Origin of the sequence: Agrobacterium tumefaciens, from assembly GCF_017726655.1 — a bacterium.
GTDB classification, from domain to species: domain Bacteria; phylum Pseudomonadota; class Alphaproteobacteria; order Rhizobiales; family Rhizobiaceae; genus Agrobacterium; species Agrobacterium tumefaciens_B.
In genome coordinates, this window is the sequence record NZ_CP072308.1 from 75206 (window position 1) to 91649 (window position 16444).

15 protein-coding genes and 1 other RNA gene are annotated in these 16444 nt (G+C 60.1%); 10 read left to right on the top strand and 6 right to left on the bottom strand.

Annotation, left to right across the window (positions count from 1 at the left end):
* Positions 1-72: 72 nt before the first annotated feature.
* Positions 73-1485 (top strand): FAD-binding oxidoreductase, encoded by a 1413-nt coding sequence (locus AT6N2_RS00355; protein ID WP_209087601.1) that lies wholly within the window; start codon positions 73-75, stop codon positions 1483-1485.
* Positions 1486-1576: 91 nt separating this feature from the next.
* Entirely contained in the window at positions 1577-5293 is a 3717-nt protein-coding gene (locus tag AT6N2_RS00360; RefSeq protein ID WP_209087603.1) for an AsmA-like C-terminal region-containing protein, read from the top strand.
* A 450-nt stretch (positions 5294-5743) separates the two neighbouring features.
* On the opposite strand, the gene AT6N2_RS00365 is transcribed toward AT6N2_RS00360, so the two are convergent.
* From AT6N2_RS00365 to ssrA, 4 genes are all read right to left on the bottom strand, one after another.
* Positions 5744-5953, bottom strand: coding sequence for a ribbon-helix-helix domain-containing protein (locus AT6N2_RS00365; protein WP_063950538.1), 210 nt, complete (start codon positions 5951-5953; stop codon positions 5744-5746).
* Positions 5954-6066: 113 nt separating this feature from the next.
* Positions 6067-6270: a DUF4169 family protein gene (locus AT6N2_RS00370; protein ID WP_063950537.1), complete on the bottom strand. Its 204-nt coding sequence runs from the start codon at positions 6268-6270 to the stop codon at positions 6067-6069.
* A gap of 43 nt (positions 6271-6313) precedes the next feature.
* Positions 6314-6826: an SspB family protein gene (locus tag AT6N2_RS00375; RefSeq protein ID WP_063950536.1), complete on the bottom strand. Its 513-nt coding sequence runs from the start codon at positions 6824-6826 to the stop codon at positions 6314-6316.
* A gap of 229 nt (positions 6827-7055) precedes the next feature.
* Positions 7056-7429, bottom strand: a transfer-messenger RNA (tmRNA) gene (gene ssrA, locus AT6N2_RS00380).
* Between the two features lie 140 nt (positions 7430-7569).
* Between ssrA and AT6N2_RS00385 the strand changes: the two genes are divergently transcribed.
* From AT6N2_RS00385 to AT6N2_RS00415, 7 genes are all read left to right on the top strand, one after another.
* A complete protein-coding gene (locus AT6N2_RS00385) occupies positions 7570-7878 on the top strand; it encodes a DUF2853 family protein (protein WP_063950535.1) in 309 nt (102 codons plus the stop codon).
* Positions 7879-7971: 93 nt separating this feature from the next.
* The gene (locus AT6N2_RS00390; protein WP_063950534.1) at positions 7972-8766 is read left to right on the top strand and encodes a thymidylate synthase; all 795 of its coding nucleotides are present in this window, start codon (positions 7972-7974) and stop codon (positions 8764-8766) included.
* On the top strand, positions 8763-9290 hold the full coding sequence (locus tag AT6N2_RS00395) for a dihydrofolate reductase (RefSeq protein WP_209087605.1): 528 nt from the start codon (positions 8763-8765) through the stop codon (positions 9288-9290). Before AT6N2_RS00390 ends, AT6N2_RS00395 begins: the two co-directional genes overlap by 4 nt.
* 143 nt (positions 9291-9433) lie before the next feature.
* Positions 9434-10555, top strand: coding sequence for an FtsH protease activity modulator HflK (hflK, locus tag AT6N2_RS00400; protein WP_144577411.1), 1122 nt, complete (start codon positions 9434-9436; stop codon positions 10553-10555).
* Between the two features lies 1 nt (position 10556).
* Positions 10557-11492, top strand: a complete 936-nt coding sequence (hflC, locus tag AT6N2_RS00405) for a protease modulator HflC (RefSeq protein WP_209087607.1) — start codon at positions 10557-10559, stop codon at positions 11490-11492.
* A 192-nt stretch (positions 11493-11684) separates the two neighbouring features.
* The gene (locus tag AT6N2_RS00410; RefSeq protein ID WP_144577415.1) at positions 11685-13229 is read left to right on the top strand and encodes a Do family serine endopeptidase; all 1545 of its coding nucleotides are present in this window, start codon (positions 11685-11687) and stop codon (positions 13227-13229) included.
* A gap of 89 nt (positions 13230-13318) precedes the next feature.
* Positions 13319-14068 carry an SDR family oxidoreductase gene (locus AT6N2_RS00415; RefSeq protein ID WP_209087609.1) on the top strand — a complete coding sequence of 250 codons (750 nt, stop codon included), beginning with the start codon at positions 13319-13321 and terminating at the stop codon, positions 14066-14068.
* 26 nt (positions 14069-14094) lie between these two features.
* On the opposite strand, the gene AT6N2_RS00420 is transcribed toward AT6N2_RS00415, so the two are convergent.
* Positions 14095-14658, bottom strand: a complete 564-nt coding sequence (locus AT6N2_RS00420) for a GNAT family N-acetyltransferase (RefSeq protein WP_063949279.1) — start codon at positions 14656-14658, stop codon at positions 14095-14097.
* Positions 14655-15545 (bottom strand): phosphoserine phosphatase SerB, encoded by an 891-nt coding sequence (gene serB, locus AT6N2_RS00425; protein ID WP_063949278.1) that lies wholly within the window; start codon positions 15543-15545, stop codon positions 14655-14657. The genes AT6N2_RS00420 and serB overlap by 4 nt, the downstream gene beginning before the upstream one ends.
* On the opposite strand from serB, the gene miaA reads away from it, so the two are divergent.
* Positions 15544-16440 (top strand): tRNA (adenosine(37)-N6)-dimethylallyltransferase MiaA, encoded by an 897-nt coding sequence (gene miaA, locus AT6N2_RS00430; RefSeq protein WP_209087611.1) that lies wholly within the window; start codon positions 15544-15546, stop codon positions 16438-16440. The genes serB and miaA overlap by 2 nt on opposite strands.
* Positions 16441-16444 lie beyond the last annotated feature (4 nt).

Sequence of the window (16444 nt, forward strand, 5' to 3'; positions counted from 1 at the left end):
TCCCATACCACCTGACGAAATTTCGTAACGGTTCGAATCCGTTACGGGCAGATGTTGGGGCGGAGACGGACGATGGCGCTGAAGGATGTGGTGGCGGGTAAACGGAACGAAGAAGGTATCGCGTCTGCGCTCGCGGTGCTGAAGCAGCAGCTGGGCGAGAAAGTCCAGACCGGCCAGGCGTTTCGCGAGCAGCACGGCCACACCACTACCTATTTGACCCTGCAGGCGCCAGACGGCGTCGTCTTTGCCGAGAGCGCCGATGATGTGAAGGCTGTGGTGAAGGCCTGCGCGCACTATAAGGTGCCCGTCATTCCCTTCGGGACCGGGTCTTCGCTGGAAGGGCAGGTGAATGCGCCCAGCGGCGGAATCTGCATCGATTTCAGCCGGATGAATCGTATCATTGAGGTGAATGCCGAAGATCTTGACGTGACGGTGGAGCCGGGCGTAACGCGCGAAGATCTTAATGTCTATCTGCGCGATACCGGCCTGTTCTTCCCGATCGATCCGGGCGCGAATGCCTCGATCGGTGGCATGGCTTCGACACGCGCTTCCGGCACCAATGCCGTGCGTTATGGCACGATGAAAGACAATGTGCTCGCGGTCACCGCCGTCGTTGCCAATGGCGAGGAGATCCGCACGGCGCGCCGCGCCCGCAAGTCTTCTGCCGGCTACGATCTGACACGGCTCTTTGTCGGCGCTGAAGGCACACTTGGCGTGATCACGTCCGTAACGCTGCGGTTACAGGGTATCCCGGAAAAGATCGTGGGCGGTGTCTGCACCTTCGACAGTATCAAGACTGCCTGCGACGCCGTCATCATGACGATCCAGATGGGCGTTCCGGTCGCCCGCATCGAATTGCTTGATGAGGTGCAGGTGCGCGCCTGCAACGCCTATTCCGGCCTGAACTATGCGGAGAAGCCGACGCTCTTCGTGGAGTTCCACGGCACGGAAGAGACGGCGGCGCTGCAATCGCAGCAGTTCGCCGAGATCGCAGCGGAATGCGGCAGCGTCGATTTTCGCTGGACGGGCGATGCTGCCGAGCGCGCCAAGCTCTGGAAGGCGCGTCACGATGCCTATTGGGCGTCGCGCGCGCTTGCTCCCCATCTTGATGGTCTCTCCACCGACGTTTGCGTGCCGATCTCGCGGCTGGCCGATTGCGTGGTGGAAACGCAGCGGGATATTGCCGAGAACGGCTTTCTGGCGCCGATCGTCGGCCATGCGGGTGACGGGAACTTCCATGTGCTTATTCTGTTCGATGGCAAGGATGCCGAAAGCGTCGCGAAGACGGAAGCCTTTGTCGCCCGCCTCAACCGCCGCGCGATCGCCATGGACGGCACGTGCACCGGCGAACACGGCATCGGCCAGGGCAAGATGAGTTTTCTCGCCGAAGAGGCCGGCAATGCACTGGATGTGATGCGCGCCATCAAAACGTCGCTCGATCCCGACAATATCTTCAATCCGGGCAAATTGTTCCGGCTTGTCTGATCATTCTCACATTTGATTGGTACAAAAGGCTGCTTGCCGTTAAGGCAGAAAAGAATAGGTTTGCAGCGTTCGCGAAGGGAGATGCAGGTCAGTGCTCGGACGTATTCTGGTTTTTCTGGGCGGACTGCTGGCCTTGGTGCTGTTTTCGGCGCTGCTCATTCCCTATTTTGTCGACTGGACCGATTTCCGTCGTGATTTTGAAGACCAGGCAAGTCGTATCCTTGGCAAGAAAGTCGTCGTACACGGCCGCGTCGAGGCCCGTATCCTGCCTTTCCCGTCGGTAACGCTGCATGATGTGCGCGCCGGAACGGATGCGGATGGATCGCCGCTCATTCAGGTTGCGCGGTTCTCCATGGATGCCGAGCTTGCGCCTTTTCTTTCTGGCGAAGCGCGCATCTTCGACATGCGCATCGAAGAACCCAAGGCCAAGATAAGACTGCTGAAAGACGGTACGCTGGACTGGATGCGGGGTAGCCGTGCCGAAATCCCGGCGCGCACCGTGGTTCTCGAAAGCGTACAGATCGAAGGCGGGCAAATCGAATTCATCGATGAGCAGTCTGGCCGAAACCGTATCGTGACGGGCCTCAACGCCGATATGTCTGCAAATTCTCTCGCCGGCCCCTGGAAAGCCGAGGGGCGCGCGGCTGTCGACGGGCACCCCGGTTCCTTCTCCCTCTCCAGCAGCGAGCCGGATTATGCCAATGGCCGCATGGGTCTCAGGCTGCGCCTTGTGCCGGATGAACATCCTGTCGAGGTCGATCTCGATGGTGCGATCGCCGCAACGGCGGGAAAGCCGGCCTATAGCGGATCCTTTGCCTTCACCTTCCGCGAAGATCAGAAACAGAAGCAACAGCAAGCCGGACAATCGATCTTTTCCTCACCGCGCACCCGTGGAAGCTTCGAGCTCACCAATGAGAGCGTGCGAATTTCGAGCTACCGCATGGAGCTTGGCGGCAGCGAAAATCCTTACGTCGTGACGGGGGAGGCAACGCTTGATACCGGCGCCAAGCCGGAATTCCTGCTGACGGCCGACGGCCAGCAGATCGACGTCGCGCGCTTTGCGCCGCCTGTCGTGCAGACGGGCAAGACGTCGCGCCAGCCGACCGTATCCGTCCGTCAGCGCATCGAGGCATTTGCCGCGATGGTGGCGCGCATTCCGGTGCCGCCTGTGCCGGGGAAGGCAAGCATCAGCCTTCCAGCGCTGGTGTCCGATGACACGACAATCCGCGACATCCGGCTGGATGTTCGCCCGGATGGCAGCGGCTGGCAGGTGGTGAATGCCGTGGCGACGCTGCCGGGCAGGACGCAGCTGGAAGCGAAGGGATCGCTGACGCTGCTTGGCGGTCCGGCTTTCAACGGCAATATGCTGCTCGCCTCCAACCAGCCCTCGGGGCTGGCGAACTGGCTTTCCGGCTCAGTCGATCCGGCAATCCGCCAGCTCAACGCCGCCGGTTTCTCTGCCGATGTCTCGCTGACGACGCTCAACCAGCGTTTCGATAATCTGGAACTTGCCATCGGAGACGCATCGCTGAAGGGCGCTCTGGAGCGACGCTCGGACGGCAAGGAGTCCAATCTCTCCATCGATCTCTCGGGCAACGAAATCGATCTCGACGCGCTGAGGGCGCTCGGCAGTCTGGCGCTTGGCGATCAGGTCGGCGGTTCCGTCCTCGATCATCGCATTACCGCGAAATTCAAGGCCGACCGCTTCAATATGGCCGGCGTGACCGCCAACAAGGTCGAGACAACCTTTAATATTGCAGGAGGTGTGCTCTCGCTTGAAAACATGACGGCCGGCGATATCGCCGGTGCGGAAGTGAAGGCTAGGGGAGAGTTGCAGGGTTCGCTGCTCAAATATGCGGGAAAGGGCACGGTAAACCTGCATGCGGCGGATATGCAGCCATTGTTCGCCATGCTGCAGCAGAAGTTGCCTGACCATCCGTTCCTCAGCCGCCTGGCGGCGAGCGCGCCCTGGTATGCGAATTCGGACCTTGCCGTTGACGTTTCGGTCAACAGTGAAAATGGCGGCGCTAATGTCGCCGTTTCCGGCACCGTCAATGGCAGCCGGCTTTCAGCCGTTGCCAAGATGCCGGATTTCCTGTCGATAACAGACGATACGGCCATGTCGCTGGAAGCCGTCCTGAAGAACCAGTCGACCGCGATCCTGTTTGGTCAGGCCGGTCTCAATCCGTTGCCTTTCGATGCGGATGGGGAGGGGCTCCTGTCCCTCAAACTCAATGGCACGCTCGGCTCGCCTGCCCAGACAGAATTGCGCTTCTCTACCGAACGCACACATTTTTCGATGAACGGTTCCTTCTCCGTGGCCGCCGGCAATTTCGGTGAAGGCAGCGCGGATGTCGCGCTCGAAAGTGCTGATATCGAGCCCTATCTCATCATGAACGCCGTTGGCCTGCCGCAGCTCGGCGGTGGTCTGGCAGTGAAGACCAATGCGAAAGTCACCGTTGATGGGCAGAAGATTGCTATGTCGTCCATCGGCGGCCAGGTGGGCGGAAATCCATTCTCGGGAAATCTGGCGTTCCAACGCGCCGCGCCCTATCCCGTCGACGGTGACCTTTCCTTAAGGACGGTCGATCTCGCCTGGCTGGGAGACGCGATGTATGGCCCGGTGATCGATCCGGAGACCGGCGCGCTCAACGCCAAGCCGCTCGCCATGGCCGCGTTCCCGCAGCTCAAGGCGTCGCTGGCGCTGAAAGCGGAGAGCTTCGAGGCCGGTCCATTGGGCACCGTGACGGGTCTTTCGACGAGGGTCACGCATGATGCCGGCTCACTCTCGCTCGATGATGTCAGCGGCACCTTTATGGGCGGCAAGCTCACGGGTCGCCTTGCCATGTCGACCGGCGAGGGGGCAGGAATTTTCCGCACCAAGATTGCGGTGACCGATGCAAACCCGGAGCCCATCCTGTGGGCCAATGCCAACGGCCCGGTTGCGACGGGCAAGGTCGCTATCGACCTGACGGCGGAATCGACGGGTAAAAGTGTTGCTGAAATGCTCAAGGCAGCGGGTGGCTCTGGTGAAATCCGGGCGGGCGGGCTTGTCGTCAAGGGTCTCAACCCCGGCGCTCTTGCCCCGATCCTGCAGGCAGCGGACGGCTTGCAGCAGCCGATCGACGCGCCGAAGGTGCGTCCGCTGGTGGATCAGACGCTGTGGCAGGGCGAAATCGGACTTGGGGATGTGGCGTTGCCATTCTCGTTGAACGGCGGTGCGCTTCATTTCCAGAACCTGCGCGCTGGCATCGATCCCGTCACGCTGACGGCCGATGCGAGCGTCGATCTGGCGGCTTCCACTGTGAACGGTGACCTCGATCTCCTGTTCAATCCCGGCACCGAAACGGTCGCAGGGGCCGAGCCTTCGGTGCGTCTCAACTATAACGGCCCGCTTGCCGCTCCGGCTTTGACGACGGATGTGTCCGCGCTCAGCAATTTCCTCTCGCTGCGAGCGTTCGAAAAGGAACGTCGCCGGGTGGAGGCCATGCAGGCGAGCGTTCTTGAAAAGCAGCGGCTGCGCCGCGAAGTCGTACTCTACCGCTCGCAGGCGGCAGAACGGCAGGCCGCAAAGGAGCGGGCGGAGGCGGAAGCCAAGGCGCGGGCGGAAGAGGAAGCCCGCCAGAAGGCGGCAGCCGAAGAGCGCCTGCGCCAGGAAAAGGAACAGCAGGAGCGGCTGCAACAGCAACAGCAGCAACAGCAGCAACAGCCGGCACCGGAGCGACAATCCGCCCCGGCCCTCGTCGTACCACCGACAGAAGACGCGATACGGCAACTCGCGCCGGGAGCACCGGCTGCGACGCCATAATCTTTCCCAGGAAACCGCGGAACGGCTTTTCGTCCAGATGATGCTCTCGAAGAGACAGCGCATCCGGCGCGGTTCCGTGTAAACCCGATGCGCCGCGCGCGTGCGGGCAGACTTAGAGCGATCACTCGCAGTCGGTGTTCGTCATATAGGATAGAGAGGGTGGAGGCGACAGGCTCGTCACGATTTAACGATGCGTCAAAGCGACCTGAAACCAGTCCTGATGGGCAAGGCTACGCAATACCAAATCGCCTTGCAGCGCAAATTAGCCTTCGAATGTTTAAGGAATGCTTTCACAGCTTTACGAGTTTTGTGCGGGAATTCTTATAGTGCTTGATGGGCCGACGTGCCGGGCTGGAATGCGTCCGGCAAAAGCGAAAGCACTCGCGCATATCCCAATTCCCCGTTCACCGGGGATGCCGGGTCATCGCAGATGACGGATCCAGTATGGACTCAACGGGTTTTCAGCCAGTTCAGCACGTAAACCCTGAGCGACGACGACAGATTGCTGTCGGCGGCGCGATTGTCGTCGATTTCGGCAAGTAGGGCCGCAAAACTGATCTTGCGCTTTTCCGCGATGATTTTCAGCTCGTCCCAGAAGGCATCTTCGAGTGAAATGCTGGTGCGATGGCCATGCAACGTCGCGGAGTGCTTGCGGATCATCAGATCAGGCTCCGGCGGGTCCGGTTGAGGGTATGAATCATGTCTCGCCGGCAAGTCCCTGTTTTGCGATTCTTTTCCGTTGGCCCCAACATTCGCAGCACGCGGTTGGACGTTCAGTCTTGACCGCCGTTTTCATCGCTCTTGTCGAGCCGACCCTGATCGAGCGCCTTTTCGGCTTTGGCATTCAGCGCTGACGTGAGATTTTTTTCCGCTTTGGTGCGGCCGAAGGACAGGCGGTTCTGCTCCGCCTGCTTTTCCTTCTCACTGCGGACCTTCTGTTTCCGAAACTGGCGCAGATTGACGATATCGGCCGCCATGGGGATATGCCTCCTCGAGTTTCGAAAGCCGGGGGTAAAACCGTTATTGCTTCTTGCGGAAGGCGTCGAGCGAAACGACGGACCCTTCCTTCTTTTCCTCGCCGGCCTTCGGCGTCTCGGAAGCAGCGGCCGGTTTCGCCTCATGGGAAACGGGATAGGCAGTGATTTCCGCCTCTTCCATTTCTTCCTCTTCTGCCAGGGGCACGTCGAATTCGAGTTCGAAATTCACCGAGGGGTCGTAAAAACCTCTGATGGCATTGTAGGGGATGACCAGCTTTTCCGGCGTGTCGGAGAAGGAGAGGCCGATTTCGAAGCCGGTTTCGGTAACCTTCAGGTCCCAGAACTGGTGCTGGATGACGATGGTCATCTGCTCGGCGTATTTTGCCTTGAGGTGCTGGGAAATGCGCACGCCCGGGGCGCCGGTCAGGAAGGTGATGAAAAAGTGATGGTCGCCGGGCAGGCGGCCCGTCGCGGCCACTTCACCCAAAACCTTGCGAATAACGCCGCGAAGGGCATCCTGTGCGAGAATGTCGTAACGGATATGATCCTGCCCCATGCGGTCCTGTCTTTCCCTTATTCGAACGTCTTTTCATGCACGGCGCGGACTGCGCGCCTAGGACGCTGTAACACTTTGAATCTTAGCGTAATCCCATGTCCGAACCATTTCTGATCCTCAAGGCTTATGCTTTGGACAAGTATACGCAATGTCCGGAACGGCAGCAACGGAAAAGCCGATGCCGTCTGCAAGTCAGGTATCATATAATCAATTCAGGCAAAATGGAGAAGGTGGAGGTTTCTGTTGCCAGGTACCTCCGAACCCCGCCTCACGGGGCTAACCGTGAGGACTTAGAGCGGAATTCCCGCACCGCCATTAGGCAGCGAGAGCGTATTCCTTAGCGTTGTTGTCGTTTGCAACTACACTTGTGACCCGATAACGGCGGTATCATGCCGAGCAAAAGTTCGATCTTTACGCCCTTGTCGATCCTATTTCGCCCCCATCAAAAGCCGGCCTTCCATAGGTGAAGGTCCGCCGGTTTTTGGTGGAGGCGCCGGGTACCGCCCCCGGGTCCAATAGGTTTATTACACCGACCGTTTATCGCCATAGCCGGGTTGCCCCGGCAAGGTTCATATAGGCGTTTCACCCGCGCGAGAAAAGGGGGGAGATGACAATTCGATGAAAAGGATTTGTCCACTACCTGCGCAATTTAGACAATTCTTGACGACGAGGGATTGCTGTCTCATTCTCCATGCAACCGGTCATTTGAAGCAACCGGGCCGGGGGCACACGAAGGAGTGGACATGACTGACTATCTCGCAGATGTGAAAAAATACGATGCCGCAGCCGATGAAGCGATTGTCGGCAAGATCGTCAAACATCTCGGTATTGCCCTGCGTAACCGGGATTCCTCACTGGTGTCCGCCTCCGATCCAGAAGAACTTGCGCGCGTCAAGGCGAGCTGGTGCGTCAAGAAGCTTGGTGTGACCGATGACAGCGCTGACAAGGCCATTGCCGCTGCTGCCAAAGCCATGGCGGCGGATCGGTCCAAGTCGCGTGTGACTTTCTATTATCTGGTGGCCAAGGAACTCGACAAGCTGCAGTCGCTCTGATTTGATCCGGGGATAGCCCGTATTCGGTGATTGGTTCTGCCGCCCTGTGCTATTATATAGTCCCTCTGTATCAGGGAATCGGCGGCAGAACGTATGAAACAATATCTCGATCTTCTCCGGCATGTCATGGAAACCGGCTCCGACCGTGGAGACCGCACCGGCACGGGCACACGCTCTGTCTTCGGTTATCAGATGCGTTTCGATCTTTCGGAAGGTTTTCCGGTTCTCACCACCAAGAAGCTGCATCTGCGCTCCATCATCCATGAGCTGCTGTGGTTCCTGAAGGGCGATACAAACATCGCCTATCTCAAGGAAAACGGCGTTTCCATCTGGGATGAATGGGCCGACGAAAACGGTGATCTCGGTCCGGTCTATGGCGCGCAATGGCGCTCCTGGCCCGCACCGGACGGACGCCATATCGACCAGATCGCCCTTCTGATCGAGGCTTTGAAAACCAATCCCAATTCCCGCCGCCACATTGTTTCGGCCTGGAACCCAGCGCTGGTGGACGAGATGGCGTTGCCGCCCTGCCACTGCCTGTTCCAGTTCTATGTTGCGGATGGAAAGCTCTCCTGCCAGCTTTACCAGCGCTCGGCCGATATCTTCCTCGGCGTGCCATTCAACATCGCCTCCTATGCGCTTTTGACGCTGATGGTGGCGCAGGTGGTTGGCCTGAAACCTGGCGATTTCGTTCACACGCTCGGTGACGCGCACATCTATGCCAACCATTTCGAACAGGCGCGGCTGCAGATGACGCGCACGCCGAAAGCATTGCCGACGATGCGGCTGAACCCCGACGTGAAGGACCTTTTCGCCTTTAAGTTCGAAGACTTTACGCTGGAGAACTACGAGGCCGATTCAAGCATCAAGGCACCGATCGCAGTATGAGTGAGCCGCGCGTCACCATCATTGTCGCAGTCTCCGAGAACGGCGTCATCGGCCGCGATCTCGACATGCCGTGGAAGTTGTCGACCGATCTCAAGCGCTTCAAGGCGATGACGATGGGCAAGCCGCTCATCATGGGCCGCAAGACGTTTCTGTCTGTCGGCGAACGTCCATTGCCGGGCCGGCCGCATATCATCGTCAGCCGCAATGCGGATTACCGGCCGGAAGGCGTCGACGTGGTCGGCTCGCTGGAAGAAGCCCTCGATTTGGCAAAAGCCAGAGCCGTTGAACGAGGCGTCGATGAAGTTTTCGTTGCCGGTGGCGGCGAGATTTACCGTCAGGCCATGCCCTTTGCCGATCAACTTTCCGTCACCTACGTGGCGGTAAAACTCGACGGCGACACTTTTTTTCCGGAAATCGACCCCGCCGTTTTCGAGAAAACTGACGAAATCCCCGCTCCTGCAGGGGAAAAGGACAGTTATCCGGTTCTGTTTACCACTTATGTGCGAAGGGCCGCGGCAAAGTGAACTATTTACCCTGATTGGGTATTTAGTTACCACCTCTGCGTTGAAACAAACGTTTCTCCTTCCTATAACGGGTCGATATTCCCGCCGCACGCGAGCAATCGCTTTCGAACGGAACCGGGAGAGGCTTTTATAAAGAGGTATTGATGCCCTGGAGCAATCAGAATGGCGGCGGCGGCCCTTGGGGCGGCGGCGGTGGAGGAAACAACCAGGGCGGCGGTGGCGGCCCATGGGGACAGGGGCCTAACCGGCCGCGCGGCGGTGGCGGCGGCGGCAATGGCGGCCCGCCCGATCTGGAAGAGATCATCCGGCGCAGCCAGGACCGTTTCAAGAATGTGCTGCCCGGCGGTTTCAATGGCGGCGTTGTCGCCATCGTGGTTCTTGTCGTTCTGGTTTTTATCGGCATTCAGTCCATCTACACCGTCCAGCCGGACGAGCGCGGCGTCGAGCTGCGCTTCGGCCGTCCCAAGGACGAAATCTCGATGCCGGGCCTGCATTTCCATCTCTGGCCGATCGAGACCGTGGAAATCGTCAAGGTCACGGAGCAGCAGCAGAATATCGGCTCGCGCGCGTCCTCGTCGTCATCCAGCGGCGTGATGCTGACCGGCGACCAGAACATCGTCAACGTCCAGTTCTCGGTGCTCTACACGGTCTCTGATCCGAAATCCTATCTCTTCAACGTCGACACGCCGGCTGAAACCCTGCAGCAGGTTTCCGAAAGCGCCATGCGCGAGGTCGTCGGTCGTCGTCCGGCACAGGATATCTTCCGCGATAACCGTCAGGCGATTGCGGCCGATGTGCGCGGCATCATCCAGTCCACCATGGACGGTTATGGCGCCGGCATCTCCATCAATGCCGTGGCTATTGAAGATGCGGCTCCGCCGCGTGAAGTGGCCGACGCCTTCGATGAAGTGCAGCGTGCCGAACAGGACGAAGACCGTTTCGTTCAGGAAGCCAACCAGTACGCCAACCAGAAGCTCGGTGCCGCGCGCGGTCAGGCCGCGCAGATTCTCGAAGAAGCGAACGCCTATAAGTCGCGCGTCGTTAACGAGGCACAGGGTGAAGCGCAGCGTTTTGTTTCGATCTATGACCAGTATCGCACGGCGCCTGACGTGACCCGTCAGCGCATGTTCCTCGAAACGATGGAACAGGTCCTCAAGGGCTCGAACAAGATCATCATCGATGAGAAACAGGGCGTAGTGCCTTATCTGCCTCTGAACGAGATCATGCGCAACAATCCGGGCGCAGCACAGCAGGGAGGCAACTGATATGAGCAACCGTCTTACGGCCGTTCTCGTCGGTCTCGCCATCCTGCTTTTCCTGGGTTATTCCTCGATCTTCGTGGTCAATGAGCGCCAGCAGGCCATCGTGGTCCGCTTCGGTCAGATCCAGGACGTGAAAACGTCGCCGGGCCTGTACTTCAAGCTACCTTTCGCCTTCATGGATGCCGATCGCGTCCAATATGTCGAAAACCGCGCGTTGCGTTTCGATCATGACAATATCCGCGTTCAGGTCTCCGGCGGTAAGTTCTACGAGGTCGATGCCTTCGTGGTCTATCGCATTACGGATGCGCGCCGCTTCCGCCAGACGGTGTCGGGCGACCAGATGTCGGCGGAATCGCGCCTGCGCACCCGCCTCGACGCCTCGCTGCGCCGGGTCTACGGTTTGCGCGGCTTTGAATCGGCGCTGTCGGATGCACGCGCGTCGATGATGCAGGAAGTCCGCGACGATCTGCGCCCCGATGCGGAATCGCTCGGCATCAGCATTGTGGATGTCCGCATCCGCCGTACCGACCTGACGCAGGAAGTCTCGCAGCAGACCTTCGAGCGCATGAAGTCGGAACGTTTGGCCGAGGCCGAACTGATCCGCGCCCGCGGTAACGAAGAAGCGCAGCGTCGCCGCGCCATCGCCGACCGTCAGGTCGTGGAACTGGAATCCGACGCCCGTCGCCAGTCCGAAGTGCTGCGCGGTGAAGGCGATGCTGAGCGTAACAAGGTGTTCGGCGAGGCCTTCCAGCGCGATCCCAACTTCTTCGAGTTCTACCGCTCGATGTCGGCCTATGCCAACGCGCTGAACGGCAACGGCACGACACTCGTCCTGTCGCCGGATTCGACCTTCTTCCGTTACTTCAACAACATCGACGGTGCGGCCCCCCCCGCTCCGGCAGCCCCTGCCGCTCCCGCAGCGCCAGCGCCGGCGAACTGATAACGGATCGATTGATTTTGGAGGGGCCGGTTTTTACCGGCCCTTTCTTTTTGGTCAGCTTTCGTGCCAAAGCTGTGGTCAGGGGCATGGCGTCCACGCCTGTTCACGAAAAGGTATTTTTACACTTCATCATTCCGCCTTATGCTTTGACGATATATGCAGGGCATGACGATTTGAAACGCGAGGACGCTTATGGCCGTGACCCTTCTTTCGCCCTTTCGCAGCAGCATTGCCGCAGTCGCGGGCATGGCGCTCATGGCGGGCAGCCTTGCGGCGCCGGTTGCGGCAAGAGCGCAGAGCCATGGGCCGGAATCGGTCGCTGATCTGGCCGCGCCGCTGCTCGATGCGGTGGTGAATATTTCAACCTCGCAGAACGTCAAGACGGAGGGCAAGGGCCCGGTTCCGCCGAAACTGCCTGAAGGTTCGCCCTTCCAGGAGTTCTTCAAGGACTATTTCGACAGCCAGAAGCCGGAAGGCGGCGAAAAGGTCAATTCGCTTGGCTCCGGTTTCGTGATCGACCCTGCCGGCTATGTTGTCACCAATAACCACGTGATCGAAGGCGCTGACGCCATCGAGGTGATTTTCCCGAATGGCTCCAAGCTCAAGGCGACACTGGTCGGCACCGATACCAAGACTGATCTTTCCGTCCTGAAGGTGGAGCCGAAGGCGCCGTTGAAGGCCGTCAAGTTCGGTGATTCGCGCAGCATGCGTATCGGCGACTGGGTGATGGCGGTCGGCAATCCCTTCGGCCTCGGCGGATCGCTGACCGTGGGCGTCATTTCGGCGCGCGGCCGTAACATCAATGCCGGCCCCTATGACAATTTCATCCAGACGGATGCGGCCATCAACAAAGGCAACTCCGGTGGCCCGCTCTTCAACATGAAGGGCGAGGTGATCGGTATCAATACGGCGATCATTTCGCCGAGCGGCGGTTCGATCGGTATCGGGTTTGCCGTGCCGACGGAGCTTGCGCAGAATATCGTCCAGCAGCTCATTGAATTCGGCGAGACACGCCGCGGCTGGCTCGGCGTTCGTGTCCAGCCCGTCACAGATGACGTGGCCGCGAGCCTCGGTATGGATAGCGCCAAGGGCGCGCTCATTTCCGGCGTTGCGAAGGGTGGTCCGGTAGAGAACGGCCCAATCCAAGCCGGCGATGTCGTCCTGAAATTCGACGGCAAGGACATCAATGAAATGCGCGACCTGTTGCGCATCGTGGCGGAAAGCCCTGTGGGCAAGGAAGTCGACGTTGTCGTCTATCGCGACGGCAAGGAAGAGACCGTCAAGGTCAAGCTCGGCCAGTTGCAGGATACGACCGATGAGAAGGCGTCGGCCGAAGACCAGCAGAGCGAAGACGGCGATGGTGGCACGCTTGCCCCTGAAGACGACGATGGCGCCGACGATCAGGCGCAGGACCAGACGCCCGAAGTGCGCGAGGCACCGCAGACCGTCCTTGGCATGAATCTCGTGGTGCTCAGCAATGAGTTGCGCAGCGAAAAGGGCATTGCCGAAAGCGTGGAAGGGGTGCTGGTCGCCAGCGTCGAGCCCGGTTCCGCCGCCGAACAGAAGGGCATGAAGGCCGGCGACGTTATCGTCGAAGTTGGTCAGGATTTCATGGAAGTTCCAGGCGATGTGCTGGTGCGTGTCAACGGGCTGAAATCGGAAGGCCGCAAGAACGCCCATATGATGGTGGCGGATGCCCAGGGCAATCTGCGCGTTGTAGCGCTGCCGCTGGAATAGGCGATTTCAGCCCGGTCCATCAGGAATCGGGTGGCTGCGGCCTCGTCATCTCCCTATCCCTTGGCCTCCATTGAACGGAGGTCAAGGACATGAAACTACTCGACAATAAAGTCGCGATCATCATCGGTGCGTCGTCAGGAATAGGTCGCGCGACAGCGACGTTGTTTGCCGCCCAGGGCGCTGCCGTCGTCATCAATGCGCGCGGCGAGAAGGCGCTGGATGAGGTCGCTGACAAAATCAGTGGAGCCGGTGGCCGTGTGCACGCCGTTGCCGGTGACGCCGGTGTTGCGGAAACACATGCGCGGCTGGTGGATGCGGCCGCCAGCGTGTTCGGCGGGCTCGATATCGCCGTCAACAATGCGGGCGCCGTGGGTGCCCCGAAGCCGATGGCGGAGATTTCGCCTGAGGAATGGGCCTATGTCCTCAACGTCAACCTGACATCCGCCTTTCTGGGTGCGCGCTATCAGATCCCTGCGATGTTGCAGCGGGGCGGCGGATCTATTGTCTTCACCTCGAGCTTCGTCGGCACCAGCGTCAGTTTACCGGGCATGTCGGCCTATGGTGCTGCGAAGGCGGGATTGATGGGGCTGGTGAAGGGGATTACCGCCGATTATACCGCCAGCGGCATTCGCGCCAATGCGCTGCTGCCCGGCGGCGTCGATACGCCGATGGCAGGCGATCAGGCGCAAAAGGAGTGGGCTGCCGGGCTGCATGCCATGAAGCGTATTGCCGAGCCCGAGGAAATTGCGCAGGCGGCGCTCTTTCTCGCAAGCCCCATGGCGAGTTTCGTGGCCGGGGTGGCGCTGTTTGCCGATGGCGGTAATGCCGCGGTGAAATGACCGTCTGAAAAGGCGGGTCGGTGTCGCTATCGCGCCCGCCATTCCTCCAGCGTCAGCGCATAGGTCACGTGCGGCCGCAGATGCGGGTGGGTATCTTCCGGTACGCGCGGATGGTCGAAATCGCGCGACGGGTCGCGCTTCAGGCCGATGCGCTCCATCACTGCCGTCGAACGGTGATTGTCGTGGACGGCGAAGGAGACGATTTCGGGCGTCTCCTTTTCATCGAAGGCCATGACGAGCAGCGATTGGGCGGCTTCGGTCACATAACCATGCCCCCAGAAGCGAGTAGCGAGCCGCCAGCCGATTTCCATCGTGCCGATCGGGAAGGGCGGATCGAGGTTCATGACGGGGGATATGCCGCAGAACCCCATGACTTCGCCGGTCTCGCGCAGTTCCATGGCGTAGAAGCCGTAACCGCTGCCGCGAATCATGCCGTTGATGGTTTCGAGCACCGCATCCGCTTCCGCGTGGCTGCGGCGGAAGGGGAAAAATTCCATGACCTTTTCATCCGCGTTGATTTCGCGGAACAGGTCGCGGTCGCTTTCCTTCCACTCGCGCAGAATGAGTCTCTCTGTCTCGCGAATGATCATGGAACGACGAAATCCGTCTTGCGATAGCCCTGAATGTATAGAAGCGCGGTCAGATCGCCGTGGTCGATGCGCATCTGCGCTTCGGCGGCGACGGCGGGCTTCGCGTGCAGGGCAACGCCGGCACCGGCAACGTGCAGCATGCCGAGATCGTTGGCGCCGTCGCCGACTGCCATTGCCTCATCAGGCGAGATGCCGAGCTTTTCGGCAATGTCGGTCAGCGCATCCACCTTGGCCTGTTTGCCGAGGATGGGTTCGGCAACGGTACCGTCAAGTTCGCCATTGGCTTCACCCAGCAGATTGGCACGGTTCTCGTCAAAACCGAGCGTTGTGGCAACCCGGCTCGTGAAGACAGTAAAGCCGCCTGACACGAGGGCCGTGTAGTAGCCCTTCGCCTTCATGGTGGCGATGAGTTCCCTGCCACCCGGTGTCAGCGTGATGCGCTTTTCGATGACGTCGTCGATGACGGAGACAGGCAGGCCCTTTAGCAGGGCGACGCGCTCGCGCAGCGCCGGCTCGAACGCGATCTCGCCGTTCATGGCGCGGGCGGTAATGGCGGACACCTCGTCCTTCAACCCGACTTCGGCCGCCAGTTCGTCGATACATTCCTGTTGGATCATGGTCGAATCCATATCGGCGATCAGCAGTTTCTTGCGCCGTTGATCCTGTTCCTGGATAACGATATCGATCGGCTTTCCGGCGAGCGTGGCGGCAATCGCGCCTCGCGCCTGCTCAGCCGCGGTGCCGGAGGGCAGGGCGATATCGCAGGCGATGCCATCGGCCAGCCAATAGAGCCCGGATGCGCTCACCGCCTTTGCGGCCGCTTCGCCGAGGGCCGGTGTCAGAACGGGATTTGACGGATTGGCGATAAGCGTGGCAACGAGAGCCATGATGAAAAACCTTGATGAGAATTTTGATGCGATCCTGATAACCGGACCGACGGCAAGCGGCAAGTCCGCGCTTGCGCTTCGCTTAGCGCGGGAGCGGGATGGCGTCGTCATCAATGCCGACAGCATGCAGGTCTATGACACGCTGCGGGTGCTGACCGCCCGGCCATCCGAAGAGGAAATGGAAGGCGTGCCTCATCTGCTTTACGGCCATGTTCCGGCCAGCAGCCTCTATTCGACAGGCGAGTGGCTGCGGGACATTATAGGCCTCCTTGCCGATTTGCGCGGGCAGGGGCGCTTTCCGGTCATCGTCGGCGGCACGGGGCTTTATTTCAAGGCGCTGACGGGTGGCCTCTCCGATATGCCCGCCGTTCCCGATGACATTCGTGAAGGGCTGCGCGCCCGGTTGATCGAGGAGGGGGCGGCAAAACTTCACGCCGAATTGGTGAGCCGCGATCCGCCCATGGCGCAGACGCTCCAGCCGGGGGACGGGCAGCGCATCGTCCGGGCGCTGGAGGTGCTCGCGGCCACGGGGAAATCGATCCGGGATTTTCAGCAGGCGAAGGGACCGTTGATTATCGATCCGGAGCGCGCTCAAAAATTCGTCGTTCTGCCGGAAAGGTCGGTGCTGCACGATCGCATCAATCGCCGCTTCGAGACCATGATGCAAAGCGGTGCGGTGGAGGAAGTGGAAGCGCTTCTCGCGCTTGACCTCGCGCCCGACGCAACGGCGATGAAGGCGATCGGGGTTTCCCAGATCGCCGATATGCTGGCCGGGCGCGTGGGTGAGGAGGAGGTGATCGAAAGATCGGCAGCGGCGACCCGCCAATATGCCAAACGGCAGATGACATGGTTTCGCAACCAGATGGGAGACGACTGGACGCGTATCCAACCGTAGGGCG